This is a genomic window from Clostridium sp. FS41 (assembly GCF_000954015.1).
Classification (GTDB): domain Bacteria; phylum Bacillota; class Clostridia; order Lachnospirales; family Lachnospiraceae; genus Enterocloster; species Enterocloster citroniae.
The window spans coordinates 105,700-125,248 of the sequence record NZ_JYHN01000006.1 but is presented as its reverse complement, the minus strand read 5'-3'; the positions used below and the strand labels follow the sequence as shown (position 1 = coordinate 125,248).

Genomic DNA, 19,549 nt, shown 5'->3' with positions numbered 1-19,549 from the left:
TCTTGTCCATTATCTTCCTGTGTTATAGGTCTTCTGCTATTTTATATACCGCATACTGGTTTTGTCCATGGTTGGCGCTTACAAGGAATGATACTCCCCTGATCTCTGTTACGCAGACATTGCTGCTCCCCGCCCCTGAATCCACCACAACGCTTTGCCATTGTCCTTCTTTTATCCAGAATGCCAGTAGATTTCCATTTCCTCTGCGGTGACCGCAGATGATCATCCTTCTTCCCTGGAACAGGCCTGCCCAAAGTGAGTGGGCAAACTCCAGTTCCCCGGAATACTGCCAAATTTTATGCCATGGCCCGTTCCGGCCAACCGGGGACATCCCCGGCAGACTGCCGGATTCCGCGCCTGATGAACTGTCCGTTCCTCTTTTATAGACCCTTAAGCAGGCGCCGTGAAAGGGGGAAATGGTAACCAGTTCGTCCTCCCCATCGCCATCCAGGTCAAAAGCCGCCGCCTCGCCGCATGATTCTGACAAAAGCTGCCGGACCTTCCAGTCCTTTATCTTCGCACCGGGTTCAAACGCGTACACCCCCTGATCTGACGCAGTCATTACCGTCAGCCGCCCGTCCAGCATCCCCTTCCACATTCCATGGTTGTGGAACTGGCCGTCCAGAAGGATTTCCATGGACTGCTCTGTCCGGGATCGGCCGCCCCCTGACCCTCCTGCCCGAAAGTCCTCCCCCAAGCTCCCATCCTCTCTCACAGGAAGGACCGCCACGTAGCCCGGGCTGCTCCAATCATCCTTCCCCTCCTTTTTCCTGCACAGAACTCCCAGGACCAGCCAGTTCTGATCTCCTGCCTTTACCACCTCAAAGCGATGGAGATAGGGAAGCTTAAAAAGCGTCCTGCTGGCATAGCTCCCATCCTCCCGGGCATTGGTCAGGAGCAGGCCGGAGTCTGCTGCCAAAAACGGCGGGAAAAATCCATATATGGAGGCAAAACCACCCCCGCTCCCGGGCCACTCTGCCATCTGCATTACTCCGCCAGGGGTTGGAAAGGGCCTGGTCAGATCCAGATCCATCACCACCCCGCCTCCATCAGTCTCAGAAGCAGCAAGCAGTTTACATGTTCCATCTATGTGGAGTGCACTGACAGAATAACATTTCTCCAGCCCTCCTGCGGCTATCTTCTCAAATCTCATTCTCTTATGGGTTTCCCAAACTGATACGGGCGGATCATCTGCAGCAGGTCGTCATATCCTTTAAAAAAGCCTTCCAGACAGGTAATAAAGGCGCCGTAGTGCTCAAATTCCTCCTCTTTCATCCCATCCTCCTCATAGGCCCGGACAAAGTCAGGCAGCTTATCCTTCAGCTGGGCGACCAGCTCCGGACTGACCGGGGCACTCATGGATTCCTTTACCTCAAATCCGCTTAGTTCCACCTGTTCCAGGTAATAGCGGGTCAGTGTCATGGATATCCTGCCCCCCATGAGAGCGGACCAGGCATAATGGTTTCTGTATGCAGCGGTCAGAAGTCTGGTCTGGTAGCCCCTCTCCTCAAATATCTCATAAGCGTGCTTAAACACAGCCACTCCGGCCCATTCCAGGCATTCCGGGTCAATGGCAATATTGTCCCTTTTAACCACCTTCTTAAGCCAGTCGTCAATGCGGCCGATCATTATGGTGCACACAGGGGTCATGTGTTCTGTCTCAAGTCCCTCTTTCCTTCTTCTCTCCAGCCCCCGCTCCACTGCCTCCGCAACCTTCACAGCCTGAGCCACTGAAAAGGATACGGTGGCATTGATATTGACACCCTGGTACGTGGCCTCCTCAAACGCTTTGATCCCGGCCGGTGATACAGGCATTTTCACCTGCATATTAGGGGCCAGTTTGGAAAACTCCACTGCCTGGGCCGTCATTTTCCCGGCGTTTTTATAGTTCTTTATATTGGTCTGTATGGAAAGGCGTCCGTAGCGGCCATTGCTTTCCTCAAATAATGGTTGCAGCATACCGGCTCCCCGTATCCCCATCTCCTTGATCAGCTCCCAGGCCACCTCATCCTCCGTGACCTCAGGCTTGGCAAACAGTTCGCAGATCCTGCTTTCCCACATGGGCAGTTCCTGCTTTAATACACTGCCCACAATGACCGGGTTGGTGGTGGCTCCCACGATCCCGTGTTCAATACCCCACTTAAGGTCCTTTTCTGCACATGAATCACACCACATATGAGTCTCCGGAAATTTAGTCCGGATATCTCTTATCATTCCCATTATGTAAACCTCCTTTGTTTACTTTACCATGAGCATACCTGAAAAATGCTCTAATACAGCTTTCTGAACCGGTTAGGGGTCATTCCCACTTCACGCTTAAAATACCGGATAAAATTATTCGTGTCTAAAAATCCCGACTTAAATGCAACCTCACTTACCAGCAGATCCGAGTTCAAAAGCAGTTCCTTTGCCTTTGCGATCCTGGTGAGCAGCAGAAAACGTTTGGGGCTGTATCCCGTGGAACGCTTGAAACAATGGGACAGATAATAAGGATTAATATAATACATCTCCGCCAGACTTCCGATCTGCACTTCCTCCGCATAATGCTCTTCCATATATTTCTGGATCTCATAGACTTCCATCTTGAACTTGGGCTGCTCACTGTCATGGGATGCGCCTATGATGCGGTCCGCCATAATAAGGATCTGGCGTATGATATTCACCACCATTTCCTCGTAATACCGGTTGTCCTTTGCCTTGCTCTCCTGGAGCAGCTGCCAGAACAGGGCGGCCATCAGTTCCTGATGACCATCCATGGAAACACAGTGGTCAAATCCTGCGGGGCGGTTCTTTAATATGGATATGAGCTGTGGAATGGCCAGAAGCCTGTCGATCCGTTCCGTGTCCAGTATGAGAAAATAGCGGCAGCACGGCTCCTCCACGATCTTGTAGTGGTGCTCCTCAAAATTACTTATAAATACCAGCTGATTGGGGCCGACCTCATACTGCATGTCGTCAATGCGTACATTCATCCGACCGGACACCACATAAGTCACTTCATATGCATTGTGATAATGGATATCATGCCTTGTTGCGCCATCTCTGTACCGGCACGTCATCAACCTCTGTTCAACACCCATACTCAATATCCTCAAATTGTTTTTTTAGGCTTGCAAAATTTGCTTCCAGGTCAGGGCCATTTCCAAAAAGCGCCGCTGTCCCTGCCACGAACACATCACATCCCGCTTCCTTTAGTTCCTTTAAATTACGGGAACACAGGGAACCGTCCATCTCAATTTCAAAATCCAGGCCCAGTTCACGTCTCAGCCTTGCCGCCTCCCTGATCTTCTCTGCCATCTCCGGGATATAAGGCGCACCGGGGAATCCCGGTTCAATAGTCATGATAGTAAGCCGCCGGATCTTATGTATATACGGCCTTACCGCCTCCAGACTGGTAGCCGGGTTGACCGCCACTCCCGGTCTGCATCCACAGGCCGTGATCCTGTCCAGCACGCGGAATGCCCCGGTTGTCATGGTCTCTGCGTGAGGTACAATCACGGAAACCCCCGCTGCCGCTAACTGGTCTATGTAATCCAGGGGCTTTTCCACCATGATATGACAGTCCACAGGTATTTTGCTTCCCCGCGCCACGGCTTCCACAAATCCTGGAAACAGTCCCAGGGTTGGGACAAACCGGGAGTCCATCATATCCACATGGAGATAGTCCGCGCACCGGTTCATGATCTCCAACTGCTGCCCCACCTTCAGCATATCCATGCAGATCAGGGACGGCGATATTTTATACGCCATGTTCCACCTCTCTATCTGTTGCTATCCTGTTGCTATCCTGTTACTGCCCTGTTATTGTCCTGTTCCGGCCTTTTTTAACGACATGTGTTTCATCATAAAGGAGACTACAGGAATCAAAACCGCTGCGATCACCAGGAAGGAGCCTGCGCTCCACTGGCTCATGCATCCCCAGAAACTGCCATAATACATCAGGGAACGGCGGTAATACTGCTCCACCATACTGCCCAGCACAAATCCCAGCAAAAGGGGCGGAAGGGGATAATGGTTCTTTTCCAGTGCGTATCCGAGAATGCCAAGGACAATGATCACATAGACATCAAACACCCTGTTGTTTACGCTGACACAGCCTATGACACAGCACATGGCAATAAGAGGCATCAGATAATACCGGGGCACCTGTACGATCCTGGCAAAAATGGGGATCCCAAAGCTTTGGAACACAAACATCAGTATATTGGCAACAAAAACAGCCAGGATCAGGGTGTGGATCAGCCCCTTATTAGTTGTAAACAGCATGGGGCCAACTGAGATTCCCTGCATGACCAGAGCCGCCATGATAATTGCTGTAACCGAATCCCCGGGAACTCCCAGGCTCAGCATAGGAATCAGGGCGCCACCTGTCACTGCGTTGTTGGAAACTTCCGTGGCATACACACCCTCGGGAGTTCCCTGCCCGAATTCCTCGGGGTGCTTGGAAAGCTTTTTGGCTGCCGCGTAGGACAGCATGGATCCTGTAGAGCTTCCCATTCCGGGAAGGACTCCGATAAATGTTCCTATCACACTGCTTCTTAAAATACAGGGCCAGTAGCCCAGCATATTCTTTTTGCTTGGAAGATAGAATATCTTTTTTTCAAAATTGGCGGAAGTCATATCCTCCCTAAGCCGTCCCGCTGTTGCCAGTATCTCTGGCACCGCATAGATCCCTATGATAACAATTACCATGGAAAGCCCTGCTTCCAGCTGGTAAAAGTTAAATGTAAACCGCTTCACAACACCATCCATGGAACTCATGCCCACGGTTGACAGCAGCAGGCCGATCAACATACTGATCAGTCCCTTAACCACGTTGTTCCCCATCAGCACACTGACCAGGCAAAGGGAGAGGAATGTGATTCCAAAATACTCCCATGGCCCGAATTTGATTGCCATCTTTGTCAGGGACGGCGCGATGAGCCAGAGGGCAAAGGCGCTGAACAGTCCGCCGATAAAAGAGCCAAAGGTTCCTATGGCCAGAGCTTCCGCGGCCTGTCCTTTCTGGCACATGGGATACCCGTCAAAGGTTGTCGCTATGGCTGCCGCGGTCCCGGGTATACGAAGAAGAATGGCGGACACAAGACCACCGGAGATCCCTCCCATATAGACTGCGATCAGCAGGGATACGGCCGGAACCGTATCCAGAGCAAAACTGAAAGGCAGCAGCAGTGCTACTGCAATAGGTGTATTGAGCCCGGGGATCGCTCCGAATATGATGCCTACCACCACGCCCAGACACATCAGGGCCATTACCTCTGGATTGAGGATGGAGCCCGCTACTGACATTATTGCCTCCAAAATATAACCTCCTTTATACCAGGCAGTTTCATCTTCCGATCTGCCCCATTACTTCTAAATCCCGAATATGCCTGTGGGGACCATGACCCTAAGAGCGGACTGGAAGAACCATGTCACCCCATAGGCCGCTGCCACTAGGCAGATTCCCCTGATAAACAGCCATTTATCAACCTTAAAGCTTCCCTTTGAAAAATAGATCATCACGTTCACAACAACATTCAGGTAAATAATGGTGGCGATCATAAATCCCAATATATTAAGGCTTGCCACATAGACGACCAGAGCCAGCAGAAAAAATCCTCTGTGGCCTTTAAACAGGTCCATAAATATAAAGTCCGGTCGTTCTTCCTTTTTCTGTTTCAGTATCTGTATGATACGAATCAGGGAACAGGCCAGAAGCGCTGTCAGAATGATCCGGGGATAAGTTGCCGGTCCTCCTGAGGTGTCCTTGATCACCTGCCAGGACAATGTGTTGATGAGTCCCGCAATGCTTACAACGAATAAAAATAGATTAAAGTATATTTCACCCATTACCTAATCCTTCTCCTGCCTTTCATTATCTGTAAGGCAGAATCCGCCTGAACGGATCCTGCCCCAAAACTACGTTTAATTCAGCCCTTTCGCAAATTCCTGGAAATCAGCATACATCTTTTCCAGATAAGTTACATACTCAGCCGTAGGAATATAGCTTGCGGAATAGGTAAGGTCCGTGAGCTGTTTCTGAACTCCCTCGTCCGCTGCGGCTGCCCCAAACAGGCTGGAGAGGTATTCCACCACATCGTCCGGAGTATCCTTTGGCGCCCAGATGCCAAATACCTGGTTCATCACGTTTGTCTCATACCCCAGTTCGGCAAAGGTAGGCACATCCGGGTAATTTGCAAAGCGGTCATCCGCATATAATCCCAGGATCGTAAAGTCCCCGGAATCCACATAACTGGTAAGCCCTGCCAGAGAATCGATCATCACATCAATACGATTGCTCAAGAGTTCAGGAGCCTTTAAAGTTGTGCCCCCTATATCTACAATATTAAAATCAACGCCCTCCTGTTTTTCCATTGCCAGTACACAGAACATAGGAAGTCCGCCGGTAGCCACGCCGAATTTCAGTTCCCCGGGCCTGTCCTTTGCTGCCTGGACCAGATCCTCATAGGTTTTGATGCCGGAAGAGGTATTCACCGCCATCCCTAAATAAGAGGTGACAAACAGGCTTACAGGTTTGAAATCTTCATATGTAAATTCACAGGACCCCTTCGCATACTGCATGGCATAACCTGCCGGGGCCACAAGAAGGGTATATCCGTCCCCAGGTGAGGACATTACCTGCTGGGCGCCGACCGCACCGCCTGATCCGGTTACATCCGTAACATTCATCATGGCCCCATCCATGATACCGCTGATATAGTCGGCGTAGATCCTTGCAGGGATATCAGATGTGCCGCCTGCCTCGTATGGATTCACAAGCGTGATATCCTTATTGGGAAAGCCTTCCGGCGCCTTGACCGGGGCTGCCTGTCCGCTGTTACCGGCTGCCGGGGCCTCTGACTCCTTCTTTTCTCCCTCCGCCCCGGGAGCCTCTTTTGCTGTTTCCGGCGCCTTTGCTGCTTCCTGGGCTGATTCTGCCTGGGTGGATGCCGCCTGAGTTGCTGCCGGCTCTGCCTTTTTCCCTCCGCTGCATCCCATGAGACCTGCTGCCAACCCCACCGCCAACGTAATTGATAACACTCTCTTAAACATTTTTTCTCCTCCTCTTTTAATTAAACGCTTTATAAAAATGATTTAAAATACACATTCGGCTCCTCTTCCATTGCGTGCTCAAATCCCCGCTCGAACATAAAATGCCGGTCATCCTTATTGTCCGGATACACGAACTTGCCGCCCACCTGCCAGATATAAGGCTTAAACTCATACTTAAGCCGGTCCCGTCTCATATCATACAGCACATCCACCTCTCTGGTGTCTGCCATAAAGCAGCTCCAGGTCTCATAGTGAACCGGTATGATGACCTTACATCTTAAGTTCTCCGCCATGCGCAAAACATCACTGGACGTCATCTTATCCGTAAGTCCGGGCGGGTTCTCCCCAAAGGATGCGATCGCCACATCGATCTGGTGCTGCTTCCCATGCCTTAATGTATAATTGGAAAAATGGGAATCCCCGCTGTGATAAAAACTTCCCCCCGGCGTCTTGATCAGGTAGTTGACAGAGCGCCGGTCCATATCATCCGGACAATGGCCTTTCAGCTCCCCATCCCTCGGGGCAGTAAGCAATACGGTCCTGTCAAAGCTGTCCAATACCACGATCTCGCAGTCCTTAACCTTTATCACATCCCCCGGCTTTACCGTGGTGCATCTTTCTTTTGGCAACCCCCATTCAATCCACTGTTTTGTCACATACTCAGGCCCGATAAAGGGAATATCCGGGAACTTGTGGTAAATCGCAGCCAGAGAGTTGGGATCCATGTGATCCCTGTGGTTATGGGTTACCAGATAGGCATCCAGTTTTCTTACTTTAAAGGGATCCATCACAACCGGAATCATCCTTGTGTTGGGAAACCTCTGCCTTCCTCCCACCATCCGGTTCAGCTGGAAATCCGGTCCTCCCAAATGAGGAGGAAGCTTTGAAAAGTCCTGTGTCACCTTTCCTCTTCCCACCCAGAAGTCCACCACTATATCCGTGTTGTTCTCTGATTTCAGCCAGATCCCCGTGCATCCAAGCCACCACATGGCAAATGTTCCGGGTGTAACCCTGGTCTCACCAATTTCCTCGTTAAGCCATTCTCCCCATTCAGGAAAAACAGACTGTATCCAACTCTCACGCGTTGTATCATCTATTAATGACATATAAATATTACCCCTCCGTCTTCCTAATATAATTCAAACAGTACAAGTTCACCTGCTTCCCTTGCCGCTGCCAGGATGTAATCCTTACCCTCATGGGAAAGCCCCCGTATATTGCTGGGTCCGATCCCTGTCTCCAGCACGGTCCGCAAAAAAGCACCGTTTCCCTGATCCCTGGTAAAGGACAGAACGGACAATTCTCCTTCCCCTTTCATGGATCCAATAACAAAAACCGGTTTTCCCAACAGTGTTCCGCCCCAGATTCCATGGGCAAATTCCATTGGGCAGGAATAGATGACTTTCCATTGGCCGTTCACCCGCTTATTGATTGTGGCCTGATTTCCATGAAGCCCTTCAAATGCCAGGATCTCGTCCTCCCTGTCACCGTCTATATCAGCCACAGCAATATCACTGATCTCCCGTTCTATAAGAACCTCTGTCCTCCAATCATCCCCCTTTGTCTTTGGCGCCGTAACACAATACAACGCATTCCCCGATACAAGGGTCACCTGTCTGTTGTCCAGCATTCCCTGCCAGAAACCATGATTTTTGGTTATCCCGTCCCGAATGATGCGGATGTCTCCATGTGCGCCAAAACTGTCCGCCGGCTCCGGGCCTTGCACCGGCTCAGGATGCTCTGCCGGATCGGGTACCTCCAATACCTGTATTCTGCCCGGATGACTCCAGTCCCCCTGGAATTCTCTTTTGGTGCACAGGGTGCAGGCGATCACATACGCCCGTCCCTCCACATATACCACACCGCAGTGATGCAGGTATGGAAGTTTTGCAAGGACCTTTGTAACCCATCCCCGTCCTTCTCTGTAGGCGACAGCCACCTGGGCATCCAGGGCCTGGGCCCCTTTATAGAAATTCTGGACACCTATGAGGCTGCCGTCCTCTTTCCACTGGGCAACATTCATGCAGCCTCCGGGGCCGTTCCACACGATCTCCTCTTCCCGTGATTTAAAATCAATGATCTTGCAGATCCCATGGCGCAGTTCAGATGCGGCTGCTATCTTGATGCCAGTATTGGTATGAAGGACTTCCACACAGTAAATCCCTTCAATTTTACTGAGTACAGACCGTTTCCACTTCATCCGCATTTTCTTCCTCCCATTTCCGATAGCGTACTCTTGGAACTTCCGAACGCACATTTTATATAACTATATTGTAAAGAGATTTTACTGGTCATAGTCATTAAAACTTGTCTATGTATATGTAAATTTTGCTTTTAATCAAATGAAGTGATGATGATTTTTTGTTATTTACATATTCTTACAGTTTTAGTGCGGTTCTGGAGCAATCATTTTTTACATAATTTTATATCTTATTTTTTATTTATTTCAGATAACTTAACTCCATTTAAGGAGGGGGTTATTTCAAATATTTGTAAATTATATTGGTTATTATGCCTTTTCTATCCGAGCTTGTCCATTCTTTTATTGTAATTTCTTCCTATGATCCTGATCCATGTGGTTTTAGCAGGTTTTACATATTTATTTGCAACTTTATATTACTATTTGCTTTAAAACTATTGTAGAATATAGTCAGATTTTGAGAACCGGCCTTAATCATTATTATGTAAAAACTGGTATTTAAAAGAAAGGACTGATACAGAATGGAACATTATGTACTTCCAAAAACCATGACCGCCGTGGTATTAACAGGAACCAATGATCAATACGAGATCCGCCATGATATTGAGACGCCAACTGAACCTGGTTACCAGGAGGTTATCTGTAAAGTAATGGCAATTGCTATCTGCGGTACCGACCCCAAGCTTTTAAAAGGGAAGCCTTACCACTATTGCCCGGAGGAGTATCCCTTTATCATCGGACATGAGTGGTCCGGCATTGTTGTCAAGGTGGGTCCCGGCGTGTTTAATTTGAAAGTAGGCGACCGGGTGGCAGGAGAAGCCCACCGCGGATGCGGCGTGTGTAAAAACTGTAAGGAGGGGCGCTATTCTCTCTGCCTTAATTACGGAAATGACAGCACCGGACACCGCCATTACGGATTTACCACCTATGGAGCATACTGCCAGTATGTGCGGTACAGCTGCGGGTCCCTGACCCCGCTCCCCGACAATGTAAGCTTTGAAGAAGCAGCCATGTGTGACACTGCCGGTGTTGCCTTCCACGGTCTGGAACGTGCCGGAGTCACTCCCGGAGGCACGGTCTGCGTTATCGGGCCCGGCCCTATCGGCCTGATGTCCATGAAGATCGCACGCTGCCTTGGAGCCGCCCATGTGATCGCAGTGGGCCGGGGCGCCCGCCTGAAAGCTGCTGTTGCCACCGGAGCCTGCGACCCGGACAAGGCAATTGATTTTGAAGCATGTGAACGGGACGGCGTGGATGTAGTACAGAAAGTAGTGGAAATGACAGGAGGAATAGGGCCCGACAATGTATATGAGGCAAGCGGAGCCAAGGGCGCCATGGCCCAGGCCATTGAGATGTGTAAAAAGGGCGGGAGTATTGCCCTTCTAGGCACCCCGCCTGAGGGAACCATGGTGGAGATTCCCATGAAAAAGATCACATTTAAGGAACTGGCCCTGTTTGGAAGCAGGGGCAACCCCAATGTGACTCCTGCTGTTGTGAACCTGATGGCAACCGGCCAGCTGCGAGTCAGGGACCTGGTTACCCACACCTTCCCCCTCACCCAGTTCAGACAGGGGATCGATACCTTTGTCAATCGTAAGGGCGGAGCTGTGAAGGTTATCTTCTATCCCAACGAGCAGCCGGAAGTTCCCTTTGTGAAAGCATAAAAAGATACCCTGCCGGCATAACAACCATCATCGTTGTCATGCCGACAGGGTATTCCTGATCTGTTTCTGTATTCCTTCCTTACCATTTCACAGGTGTATCTGCACAGTGGTTGTGTATTTTGGCTGCTCTCAGCGCCACAAAACAGCCGCAGAGCCTGCACATTCCGTTTCTCAGGAATCCGCACTGGCTGCAAGCAGACAGCCTTTCCTGATAGATATGGTCAGGAGTCTTTATATCCTCATCCATATATTCCAGATAATCCTTAAGGATCTGTTCATAGTCCCTGTCGGACAATCCTGTCTGCAGGCACGGAATACAGACTTCCCCGGTTATTGCCATCTCAACCTGTCCCCTCTTTAGACTAACGTTTTACAGTGAGCAGGACAACGGACTTTGAAGGCATTTTAATGTGTATGGTATTTCCCTCAATGACAAAGTCCCCAAACTCCTCCGGCTGGATCTGGTCCGGATGTTCAAAGGTATTCATGGTGTTCATGGCCCCTGATGTGAGGACGGTTCCGCTCACCTTTGAGATCATTCCAAAGTCCGCGATATGGCATGTCACCTCCGCCATCTGGTTTGGATCCAGGTTGACCAGGGTGGCATTGATGTTGCCCAGTGAATCCTTGGAAACAGAGGCATTGATCTGCTTCAGATTTTCCGTGCCGCACTCATAGTCATCTGAAAGCACTGCGAAATCCAGAAGCTTTGCATCCTGGTGCACCTTGTACATATCATATATATGGTAGGTGGGGGTGAGGATCATCTTCTCCCCTTCTGTAAGGACCATGGCCTGGAGCACATTGATGGTCTGGGCAATATTAGTCATGTGGATGCGGTCCGCATGGTTATTAAAGATATTCAGGCTGATTCCGGCCGATACCGCGTCACGAAGGGTGTTTTGCTGGTATAAAAATCCCGGATTGGTTCCTGGTTCATTGTCAAACCAGGTTCCCCACTCATCTACGATCAGCGCAACCTTTTTTTCAGGATCATACTGGTCCATAATGGCAATGTGTTTTGAAACCAGTTCATCCGTAAATGCAGCTGCTTTCATAACGCCAAACCACTGGTCCTCGTCAAAATCAGTGGCTGATTTCCGGGACTTGGAATTATCCCTCAAATAACGCTCATTTCCATCGGGAAGGTATTCGATGATCACCTTATCACCCACCCTTGTATAATAATGGAGGGCAATCGCATCTAAGAACATGGAAGCGTCCCGCATCATGACCTCCGTCCATTTATAATTTGCGCCCCTGGGCCCGGCTCCTATGCGGTAGAGCTTATTATCGCCGTAATCCCTGGCATACAGGTTATAACGGGTCACTTCGTCCGCATAGTACTCTGCCCTCATGCGGCCTCCGCAGCCCCAGTTTTCATTGCCTATGCCAAAGTATTTTAATCTCCACGGCTTCTCCCGTCCGTTCTTTTTTCTTAAGTCCGCCATGGGGGACTGTCCGTCAAAGGTCATATATTCGATCCACTCCGACATCTCCTGCACGGTACCGCTTCCCACATTGCCGCAGATATAAGGTTCCGTGTCCAGCATTTCACACAGGTCAAAAAACTCATGAGTGCCAAAATGGTTGTTCTCCACCACACCGCCCCAGTGAGTATTTACCATGGATGGCCTGGACTCCTTGGGTCCAATGCCGTCACGCCAGTGGTACTCATCCGCAAAACATCCTCCCGGCCAGCGCAGGCACGGGATCTTAATTTTCTTAAGCGCTTCAATGATATCGGTCCGCATGCCTCTTACATTGGGGATCCTGGAATCCTCCCCAACATAGAAGCCGTCATATATACATCTTCCAAGATGTTCTGCGAAATGTCCGTAAATCATTCTGTTGATCGTTGACTTTTCTGCTTTTGCATTGACAATGATCTGGTTTGCCATACTGCAGTCCTCCTAAATAAGATTAGTAAATAATATTTGTATCATCCTTTAACACCGCCGCTCGTAAGACCGGCAATGAAGAATCTCTGGTTAAATAAGAACAGGATCAAGATGGGCAGGATTGCAACAACAGAGCCCGCTATCATCACATCATAATTTGCACTGTAGGGATTGATCAGCGATGCAATTCCTATGGTCAATGTAAATTTGCCGCTGTCCCTCAGCACGATCAGGGGCCAAACAAAACCATTCCAGTTCTGCATGGCAAGGAGTATGGTCATGGCCCCAAAAGCCGGCTTCATCAGCGGCACCACGATCCGGAAAAAGATCCCAAATTCCGTACACCCGTCAATCCTGGCCGACTCCATAAACTCCTGTGAAATGCCGGATACAAACTGACGGAAAAAGAAGATGGCCACAGGGGCGACCATAAAGGGGAAGATAATCCCTCCCACCGTATTGATCAGCTTAATCTTAACGATCAGCTTGTAAAGAGGAAGCATGAGGATCTCCAGGGGGATCATCATTACGGCCAGGACCAGCACAAAGATCATGTTCCTGCCCTTAAAGTTATATGCTCCAAGCCCATATCCCACAAAGGAGGACAGAGACAGCGCGCATACGGTAAAAGCCACTGCATATAGGACACTGTTGGTAAACCATCTTGTATAGATCCCGTTATTATATGTGAACAGGTTGGGATAATTGGACCATTTCATGTCTCCCGGGTTCAGGAAGAACTTCATACCTGCCCGGAATATCTCCTGCCCGTCCTGAAGTGATCCTATGACCAGGTAATAGACCGGAAACAGCATGATCAGGGACACCAGCATAAACAGGATGAAAACCAGTACGGACATCATTCTTCTGCGCGCTTTCATTATGCATCCTCCTTTTTAAACAGACCAAAGAAGTTCAGCTGGAACATATTGACGGTGAGTACGATTGCCAGCAGCACCACGCCGATGGCGGAACCCATGCCGAAATCATTTCTCTGGAACGCCTGCTGGTAAATGTAGCGGACAATGGTCAGGCCGATATCCCCCGGGTTGGTTTCATTCCAGTACACATACCCTTCTGTAAACATTCTGTACCCATTGAGAATGGTCAATGTCAGGATATAGATAATGATGGGTTTGACCTGGGGTATGGTTACGAACACAAACTTCTGGACCGCATTGGCTCCGTCTATGTCCGCTGCCTCGTAAAGTTCCTCGGGAATACTCTGGAGCGCGGATAGGCAGTACACCATATTGATGCCCAGTTCACGCCAGGCTGCCAGCGTGACCATCATGATCATTCCGGTCACATATCCTGTTTTCCATGCTACAATCTCCCCGCCCAGCTTTAAGATAATGGAGTTGAACAAACCGGCTTCCGTTTCCCCGAACATCAGCCTGAAGGCAATACCTGCCACAATAACGGATGTAAGGGTTGGCACAAATATGGCTGACCTGAAGAAGTTTTTGAACTTCAGTATTTTCGAGTTTAAAAATGTGGCAATTGTGATGGGAAGGATCAGCATGATGCTGACCATACATACCATGTAGATGGTGCTGGATTTCAGCGCATTGTAAAAGTGGATATTAAACAGACGCTTGTAATTGTTAAGGCCGATCCATTTCACATTGTTAAATCCCTCTATCTTCTGGAAGCTCATAAGCACCGTATTAATGGTGGGATAGAGGAAAAAGATTAAAAACGATATGATAAACGGCAGGCAAAACAGATACGGCGCTGCCTTTTTACTGTATAAGATCTTACGAAAACCCCTTATCTCCTTGTTCTGATTCATAAATGCCTTACCTCCTCATGCCAAGGCTGCCGCGGCGGTTCTGACCGGACGCGGCAGCCAGAGGACATCTACTGCTGCGCCCTCAATTCTTCAGCTGCTGCTTTTAACGCCTCTGCCGGGCTCTGGGAGCCATCCACAAACACGCTGTACATGACCGTGTTGTTCACAAGATCCTGCGCCGCAACGGAAAGTTCTGCATTGACCGGTGACGGGCAGCCGTCCACGTATGCGCCCATGATTTCAAAGAAGGACTCATTATAAAAATACTCCATGGGGGCTGTCAGCCTTTCATCCGTCCACACATCAGTCCTTACCGGGTCAAACTGGAGACACTCCCAAATATTTACATTTGCTTCATATGTAAGCTTTGACTCATACAGCACTTCCTTTGCCAGTTCCACGTTCTTGCACTGGGTGGTAATGGCCGTACCGGTTCCCCCAATACCAACCGTTCTAGGCTGTCCCTCCTCAAACACAGGCATAGGACGGATCGCGATCTTTCCTTTCAGATCAGGCATATAGTTTGTAAAGCGTGACATGAACCAGGACGGCATGGTCAGGGATGCACAGCCGCCCTGATTCATCCATGTCCAGAATTCCTCCACGGACGTGGAACCGCCCGGTGCAGCTACCACTGCCCCTGTATCCCAGAAATCCTTCATCCACTCAAGAACCTGTATGTTGGAATCACTGTCCATTGCAACGGTTCCGTCAGGGTTCAGGTAATCCCCGCCGCGCTGTACGATCATAGGCCAGAAGGGACGCTGGTTGGATACTTCATATATGGTCATGGGTATACCTGTCTTTTCAAATACCTGTAAGCCCATCTCCTTGTACTGGTCCCATGTCTCAATGGCATCCACATCCTCAATGGTAAATCCTGCTTTTTCAAGGATCTCCATATTGTAATAGACTACTGAAGCCCCTACATGGGTAGGGATCCCATAGTAGCTGCTGTCCTTCTTATAGAGATCGAATCTGGACTGGACACAGCTGGAAAGTTCTTTTTCCACAATATCATTCAGCGGAACCAGCTGGATATCCCCTTTTAAGAAATTGGAAAAATAGTTAATATTAATATCCGCTATATCGGGAGCGCCCACACCGGACTGCAGGGCGATCAGCAGCTTATTAGCCATTTCCGCATTGGGATAGACCTCTATCTTCAATTCCACCGGGTTATCCCCATGCTTTTCATTGTAAACCTTTTCCCCGAATTCAAACATATGGTTGTGCAGCTCATTGGATGTCCAGACAGTCACTACATTGCCCTCCCCAGAGCCGGTCTGGCCTCCCGCAGCCTCTGTCTGCGCTGTCTGTGCCGCCTGTGTTCCCCCTGAATTTCCTCCCCCTGCCGTCTCAGAGGAGCCCCCGCCGCACGCTGTCAGCGATAAGGCCATTGTCAGTGCCAGAGCCGGTGCCAATAATTTTTTCATAGAAATACCTCCTTATTATCTTGATGCCATAATAATAAGCAAACAATGTGCCAACTCCCGGATATGACCTTACCGTTGAGGCAAAGAACCCCAAAAACCTTGTTTATCCATGCTTTCCCCAAAAACAAAAAACAGGAGAACGTTACGAACCGTTCTCCCATCTCCTGGATGTGTTGCCTTTTTCCGTTGCCCTGAACGTTGCTTCTTGAACACGAACAGATTGGTTATAACAGACCCATTTTCCCCATCTTTCTCCACAGGGTTGTCCGGTTGATGCCTAACCGCCTGGCCACCTCGCTCTTATTATAGCCGCACTCCTTTAAAAGACTTACGACCTCCTCTTTCCGGATTTCCTTGGCATATATCGGATCCGCCGGGGAATCTTGGTACACGGGAGGCATCTGGCCTGGATGCTGGATCGGATACGGCTGCGTATCCGTGTCATTCAGACCCAGGGATTCCTCCACATCCGAGGCATGGACTGTTGCGTCCTGAACAGTAACACTGAGACGTTCCACAATGTTGCGCAGCTCCCGTATATTTCCCTTAAAAGGATAACCGCATAGAAGTTCAACCGCATGTCCGGTAAAATGGTCCGCACATGTCTCAAACTGCTCTTTGTATTTTAGCAGAAAATACTCAGCCAGAAGCCTGATATCCTCCCTCCGTTTCCTGAGAGGCGGTATGGAAAGGTTCAGGACATCCAGCCGGTACAGCAGATCCTCCCTGAAAAGTCCCTCCTGGATCATCTGCTTCAGGTTTTTATTGGTGGCTGCAATGATCCTCACATCAATCTTAACCACCCGTTTTCCTCCCACACGCCGCACTTCCCGCTCCTGCAGGACCCGGAGAAGTTTTCCCTGGAAACTGACAGGCAGCTCCGATACCTCGTCCAAAAACAGGGTGCCGTTGTGCGCCTGTTCAAACAGTCCGGCCTTCCCGCCCTTGACCGCGCCGGTAAACGCCCCCTCCTCATAGCCAAACAGCTCGCTCTCCAGCAGGTTCTCGGGAAAGGACGCACAGTTAATGGCCACAAAGGGGCCGTTTTTCCGCTTGCTGTCATTGTGTATGCTCTGTGCCACCAGCTCCTTACCTGTTCCCGTCTCACCATATACCAGCACATTGGAGGTGACCGATGCAAATTTCCTTGCCCGTTGGATCACATGCTCCATCACAGGACTTTGATGGATGATATCAGAAAACTGGTACTTTGCGTAAAGGCCCATCTCATTCAGCTTTGTGCGGATCTGCGCCTCCCTCTGCTGCAGCCTTCCAATGTCGCGGATAGTGATGATCATGCCTTTGTAATTATCCTCGATCATCACCGGGGTAAAATCCACCGCAATGTTCATATCCCTGGTCCGGTAGATCTCATTGTCCAGATGCTGCTTTTCCCTGCATGCCTTCAGATAATTGCGGGTCATAAAAGAAAACTCCTCCTGGAATCCCTTTCCGGCCACCGGGCGCCTGTTTGGGAATATCCTTCCCACATTGGCGTTGGCTATCCTTATGCGCTCCCTATCATCCACAAATATAAGACCGTCCGTTACATTTTCAGCCAACAGTCTTAAAAGTTCCATCTGGCTGGCCTCATATTCCATATTCTTTAAAAGGCTGGCCGCTGAGTTCAGCGCCCGTGCAATGGCCTCCTCACTGTTTTCTATAATACCGGAGTAGACCTTGAACCCATTTTTAATCACGCACTTATTTGCATGGCTGCCGCTGATCAAAGCGTCACAGCCTTCTTCTATGGCACGTTTTACCATGTCCTCGATCTGGTCCGGATTGTCGATCACGTAGACCACAAAATTAATATTAAAAAGAGAGCTCATGGATTGGATATCCTTCATGTTTGAATAATCCCCGATCAGCCCTATCTTCTGACAATTTGTATTCTTCCTGCACTGGGCAATGGCCTTGACAATATCGCTGCCCGTTATGGGGATCTCCACAATGGCCCCGCTGAACCGTTCCCGTATCACATGGATGGAATAGCCCCTGGCAATTACCAGATCGCAGTCATCTTCCACCTCCACGTCATACATTATTGGAAAATATTGGATGGATGCATTGACAAATATCCCCTGATAACACGGCTGGTCCATAAGCCGCCTCACCACGGGTATCAGCTCCGGATATGGGACAAAATATGTAATTTTCCTCAATCTTCCTCCCTCCCCCCGTTATCCCCGTACTTGCTGAAGATCCGCTCCAGGATCAGGTTAAAAAACACTCCCACGCAGGACGGCATAATGAGGATCGCTCCCGGTATAATGGATATCAGACACAGGGCTGCTGTCAGTATAAGGGTGAGAAGAATAGTCCATGGAAGACTCAGTACGCAAAGACAGACGCAATCTTTTATGATCTGAACCATTCCCACCCTGTACTTAGAAATATACGGAAACACATAAACGCCTATCATTAGAAAGAGCAGCCTGGCAGCCACAAATAGGGTCTGGAGCATTTTCATAGCCGCCTGCCCCCTTACCAGGTTCATATCCAAATGGATCGCCCCGAATAACACCCCCAGGATTGCTGCCAATATGGTTGACTGCCTGAAGCTGTTCTTAAAACTGCCCCAGAATGACTGGAAGATATACCCCCTGTCAGATATAAGACATTGCCCTGATGTATGATAAAGAGCTGCCGTGGCAGCTCCCATGGTGATCAGGGGTATGGAAAACACAAACCACAGGAAGCTTACAAATATATAATCCATCCATTTGCTGATTCCTCTGAAAATAATATTATCTACATTAAAAAACTGTTTCATATCAGACCTCCCTATATAATGCCCGCTGACCTGATGAGCCATATGCCGGCAGGCATGGTGAGGACAGGCAAAAACATGGCAGCCACAATAACTGCGGCTCCCGGTTCTCCATCCCCGCCCATCTTTTTCGTCACAATATATGCATTCATGGCAGACGGAACTGAAAATAAAACAAAGGCAGTTGCAATTTGCTCGGAACTGAATCCCAGCCACGTCATGGGAATGACAAATGCCAGCGGTGTGATGACCACCTTATACAAGGAGCCGGCCATAATCCATCCCATCTGGCCCACAAAAGACTGGTCTATCATTTTGCATTTTGACAAACAATATCCCACAATCATTACAAGAAATACGGGTATAACAGATTAAAGGCTGAAAATCAGATTATTCATAGCAAATTTTCTCACATCTTTCTGAATTTTATCACAATGGTTCATCTCATGCAATGTCAGAACCTTTTGCCACATTGCAATGACCACTCTCTATATAATATACATCTCTCATACACTTCTCTCTAAGTTCTGCTCATCTCGTTCTATGGTTTATATTCTCGCAAATATCATGCCAATGCAAATCTGAAGGATCCTATCCTTTCCTATCACGTTTTTACCGCCTTTAAGGCACATAAATACGAGAAAGGGTATCCCGGCATGTTCAAACCGTTGCAACGCCCGAACGCAATGAACAGACCATGTAACACTTGGCCATGAAAACAAAAGGGGGTTTTTATGCAAATGCT

18 protein-coding genes are annotated in these 19,549 nt (G+C 49.2%); 1 reads left to right on the top strand and 17 read right to left on the bottom strand.

From position 1 onward, the window contains the following. Positions 1–22: 22 nt before the first annotated feature. From CLFS41_RS00920 to CLFS41_RS00880, 9 genes are all read right to left on the bottom strand, one after another. Positions 23–1,153: a hypothetical protein gene (locus CLFS41_RS00920; RefSeq protein WP_045091162.1), complete on the bottom strand. Its 1,131-nt coding sequence runs from the start codon at positions 1,151–1,153 to the stop codon at positions 23–25. Continuing rightward, a complete protein-coding gene (locus CLFS41_RS00915; protein ID WP_045091161.1) occupies positions 1,150–2,220 on the bottom strand; it encodes a transaldolase family protein in 1,071 nt (356 codons plus the stop codon). Before CLFS41_RS00915 ends, CLFS41_RS00920 begins: the two co-directional genes overlap by 4 nt. A gap of 50 nt (positions 2,221–2,270) precedes the next feature. Further along, on the bottom strand, positions 2,271–3,080 hold the full coding sequence (locus tag CLFS41_RS00910; RefSeq protein WP_045091160.1) for an AraC family transcriptional regulator: 810 nt from the start codon (positions 3,078–3,080) through the stop codon (positions 2,271–2,273). Further along, positions 3,070–3,750, bottom strand: coding sequence for a ribulose-phosphate 3-epimerase (locus CLFS41_RS00905; protein ID WP_045091159.1), 681 nt, complete (start codon positions 3,748–3,750; stop codon positions 3,070–3,072). Before CLFS41_RS00905 ends, CLFS41_RS00910 begins: the two co-directional genes overlap by 11 nt. Before the next feature lie 51 nt (positions 3,751–3,801). Then, entirely contained in the window at positions 3,802–5,301 is a 1,500-nt protein-coding gene (locus CLFS41_RS00900; protein WP_143111146.1) for a tripartite tricarboxylate transporter permease, read from the bottom strand. A 54-nt stretch (positions 5,302–5,355) separates the two neighbouring features. Beyond that, positions 5,356–5,832 carry a tripartite tricarboxylate transporter TctB family protein gene (locus CLFS41_RS00895; RefSeq protein WP_045091157.1) on the bottom strand — a complete coding sequence of 159 codons (477 nt, stop codon included), beginning with the start codon at positions 5,830–5,832 and terminating at the stop codon, positions 5,356–5,358. A gap of 75 nt (positions 5,833–5,907) precedes the next feature. Beyond that, the gene (locus CLFS41_RS00890) at positions 5,908–7,035 is read right to left on the bottom strand and encodes a tripartite tricarboxylate transporter substrate binding protein (protein WP_045091156.1); all 1,128 of its coding nucleotides are present in this window, start codon (positions 7,033–7,035) and stop codon (positions 5,908–5,910) included. 29 nt (positions 7,036–7,064) lie between these two features. After that, positions 7,065–8,141 carry an L-ascorbate 6-phosphate lactonase gene (ulaG, locus tag CLFS41_RS00885; protein WP_045091155.1) on the bottom strand — a complete coding sequence of 359 codons (1,077 nt, stop codon included), beginning with the start codon at positions 8,139–8,141 and terminating at the stop codon, positions 7,065–7,067. 23 nt (positions 8,142–8,164) lie between these two features. Beyond that, positions 8,165–9,235, bottom strand: coding sequence for a hypothetical protein (locus tag CLFS41_RS00880; RefSeq protein WP_152648992.1), 1,071 nt, complete (start codon positions 9,233–9,235; stop codon positions 8,165–8,167). A 521-nt stretch (positions 9,236–9,756) separates the two neighbouring features. Between CLFS41_RS00880 and CLFS41_RS00875 the strand changes: the two genes are divergently transcribed. Beyond that, the gene (locus tag CLFS41_RS00875; protein WP_045091153.1) at positions 9,757–10,899 is read left to right on the top strand and encodes an alcohol dehydrogenase catalytic domain-containing protein; all 1,143 of its coding nucleotides are present in this window, start codon (positions 9,757–9,759) and stop codon (positions 10,897–10,899) included. A gap of 79 nt (positions 10,900–10,978) precedes the next feature. Here CLFS41_RS00875 and CLFS41_RS00870 read toward each other — a convergent pair whose 3' ends face one another. The 8 genes from CLFS41_RS00870 to CLFS41_RS29705 form a co-directional block, all read right to left on the bottom strand. Beyond that, complete coding sequence (locus CLFS41_RS00870; RefSeq protein WP_007865220.1) at positions 10,979–11,239, bottom strand: DUF6171 family protein; 261 nt, start codon at positions 11,237–11,239, stop codon at positions 10,979–10,981. A 22-nt stretch (positions 11,240–11,261) separates the two neighbouring features. Then, the gene (locus tag CLFS41_RS00865; RefSeq protein WP_045091152.1) at positions 11,262–12,800 is read right to left on the bottom strand and encodes an alpha-N-arabinofuranosidase; all 1,539 of its coding nucleotides are present in this window, start codon (positions 12,798–12,800) and stop codon (positions 11,262–11,264) included. A 41-nt stretch (positions 12,801–12,841) separates the two neighbouring features. Further along, positions 12,842–13,681, bottom strand: a complete 840-nt coding sequence (locus CLFS41_RS00860; protein ID WP_007865217.1) for a carbohydrate ABC transporter permease — start codon at positions 13,679–13,681, stop codon at positions 12,842–12,844. After that, positions 13,681–14,595, bottom strand: a complete 915-nt coding sequence (locus CLFS41_RS00855; RefSeq protein ID WP_007865211.1) for a sugar ABC transporter permease — start codon at positions 14,593–14,595, stop codon at positions 13,681–13,683. Before CLFS41_RS00855 ends, CLFS41_RS00860 begins: the two co-directional genes overlap by 1 nt. A 68-nt stretch (positions 14,596–14,663) precedes the next feature. Continuing rightward, positions 14,664–16,031: an extracellular solute-binding protein gene (locus CLFS41_RS00850; protein WP_045091151.1), complete on the bottom strand. Its 1,368-nt coding sequence runs from the start codon at positions 16,029–16,031 to the stop codon at positions 14,664–14,666. A 224-nt stretch (positions 16,032–16,255) separates the two neighbouring features. Then, positions 16,256–18,196 (bottom strand): sigma 54-interacting transcriptional regulator, encoded by a 1,941-nt coding sequence (locus CLFS41_RS00845; RefSeq protein ID WP_052665564.1) that lies wholly within the window; start codon positions 18,194–18,196, stop codon positions 16,256–16,258. Beyond that, positions 18,193–18,807, bottom strand: a complete 615-nt coding sequence (locus CLFS41_RS00840; RefSeq protein ID WP_045091150.1) for a YesL family protein — start codon at positions 18,805–18,807, stop codon at positions 18,193–18,195. Before CLFS41_RS00840 ends, CLFS41_RS00845 begins: the two co-directional genes overlap by 4 nt. An 11-nt stretch (positions 18,808–18,818) precedes the next feature. After that, positions 18,819–19,133 carry a hypothetical protein gene (locus CLFS41_RS29705; protein WP_147329403.1) on the bottom strand — a complete coding sequence of 105 codons (315 nt, stop codon included), beginning with the start codon at positions 19,131–19,133 and terminating at the stop codon, positions 18,819–18,821. Positions 19,134–19,549: the final 416 nt, after the last annotated feature.